Annotated in this window: 2 protein-coding genes; both read left to right on the plus strand. The window is 37.9% G+C overall.

The genetic code is table 11. From position 1 onward, the window contains the following. Positions 1-703: 703 nt before the first annotated feature. Positions 704-877 carry a hypothetical protein gene (locus ACFVYI_RS42380; RefSeq protein WP_375839303.1) on the plus strand — a complete coding sequence of 58 codons (174 nt, stop codon included), beginning with the start codon at positions 704-706 and terminating at the stop codon, positions 875-877. Positions 878-967: 90 nt separating this feature from the next. After that, positions 968-1,876 (plus strand): hypothetical protein, encoded by a 909-nt coding sequence (locus ACFVYI_RS42385; protein ID WP_375839305.1) that lies wholly within the window; start codon positions 968-970, stop codon positions 1,874-1,876. The last annotated feature ends 76 nt before the right edge of the window (positions 1,877-1,952 follow it).

Consider the following 1,952-nt stretch of genomic DNA (forward strand, 5'->3'; position numbering starts at 1 on the left):
CACAAAACGTGATTTTTGAAGCAAAACGGTTCCTCTTTATGGAGCCGTTTTTTTTATTTCCCGAAGGGTTATTTGTCAGAATGACAAACCGATTTCGAGCCGGCGAGAACCCATTGTCACACCACGATTTAGGGGGTGTGTATAAATGGGCACTCTCTGTGAAATTTGAAGCTTTGAAATTCCGAATGGCGCACTTATACACTCTGTCGAGTGAGTGCTAAAATGCTGAAGCATTTCCGTCAAGCGTGTGGAGGAATCTTGTAGAGAGATATAGCATAGATACCCGTATCTCTAGAGATATTTTGGTATATCCCTGCTATATCTATGGGGTATCTATGCTATATCTTTGGCTTCAAAAACGGCACCTGTTCTAAGAGCATAGAAACTCAACAGGCACAGCCTGTTTGACACCCTTTTTTTTAGGGTGGCACCGAGTTTCCTTATGCTCTTTTTCTCTGAAGCTAAACCTGTTTTATATGTCGTAGTCTTTTTATTGGGAGTGACCCCTTGCTGTACAATTTCCGGAGGTGCCGATAAGGGACGAATTTTCCCTTGTCGGTTGCCTTTGGGGATTGTAAGGGGTGGAGGCTCGGAATCAAAAGGAAACGAAATATCATTCCGAGTGTGCTTCTTTTTTCTGTTCTTGAATTCTATTATTTCCAATGTTAGAATTATGTTAACAACTTGTTAGGAGTGTGTTTGGATGGAAGAGAAAAAACAAATTGGACCTCGAATTACTGTTGAAACATTTAAAAAGCTAGAGTTATTAGCCGAACATTTTACAAAACACAATGAATTTGGAAGAGTTTCAAAAGATGCTGTAATTGAGTTTGCTATTAAGGAATTGTATAGGGACTATTTGGGAAAAGGACGCTAATTTTTGTTGAAAAACTGACTTCGGATTTGGGGTTCTTTATTATTAACTTGATTTTAATTAAACATTACAGGAAAAATTGAGGGGAAATGGATGGATAAACGCAATGGTGACGCGGTTTTCATAGCTCCAAATGATGTTGTAAAAGTGACCACTATGAATCACGTCATTGAAGTTCAGCATATGGAGAAGATGAACCGGAAAAATAATATCAAAAAATTGGACAAGGATAGGTTTGTAGACCTCTCTACTGGGGAGATCCGGGAGTTCGAGCATTCGGAAAATCGGCAGGAAAATTATAATTCTTTGAGACAAACCTTTAAGAAGCTGCGTTATTTGATAAATAACAATTTTATAGGACGGCCAAATGAATTACATATAACTTTGACATACAAGAAAAATATGACGGACACGAAAAAACTTTATAGTGATTTTCAAAATTTTATCGACAGGTTGCGTTATAAATACAAGAAAGAAAGTTCGATAGATTATTTATCGGTGGTAGAGCCACAAGGACGTGGAGCCTGGCATTGTCATGTTTTAATGCGCTTTAATGATTTGGATAAGATTTATATTAAAAATGCTGAATTAAGGAGTCTATGGGGTTTAGGATTTGTAACAATCAAGTCATTAAAGGATATAGACAACATAGGAGCCTATTTGAGCGCTTATTTGACTGATATAGACCTAGAAGATGTCCAAGACAGGGAAACAGCCTTAAAAGTGGCTTCAGAGGGCTGTGAGGTGCAAACAAAGATCGTAGAAGGTCGGGAAAAGAAATTTTTAAAAGGCGGACGGCTGCACATGTATCCTTCCGGAATGAATATGTATCGAAAATCAAAAGGGATTGTTAAGCCGGAACGGGAAGAAATGAAGTTCGGAGACATAAAAAAAGTAGTGGGTTCGGCAAAACCACACTACGAGAAAAGTTATCATGTCGAAAATGACAATTTTGAAAACACAATTTCGTTTCTCCAGTATAACACAAAACGTGATTTTTGAAGCAAAACGGTTCCTCTTTATGGAGCCGTTTTTTTTATTTCCCGAAGGGTTATTTGTCAGAATGACAAACCGATTT

It is taken from the genome of Kitasatospora sp. NPDC058218, assembly GCF_042882445.1.
Lineage (GTDB): Bacteria > Actinomycetota > Actinomycetes > Streptomycetales > Streptomycetaceae > Kitasatospora.

Coding starts and splice junctions, on each gene's coding strand:
- ACFVYI_RS42380 (WP_375839303.1), top strand. CDS start 704: ATGGAAGAGAAAAAACAAATTGGACCTCGAATTACTGTTGAAACATTT.
- ACFVYI_RS42385 (WP_375839305.1), top strand. CDS start 968: ATGGATAAACGCAATGGTGACGCGGTTTTCATAGCTCCAAATGATGTT.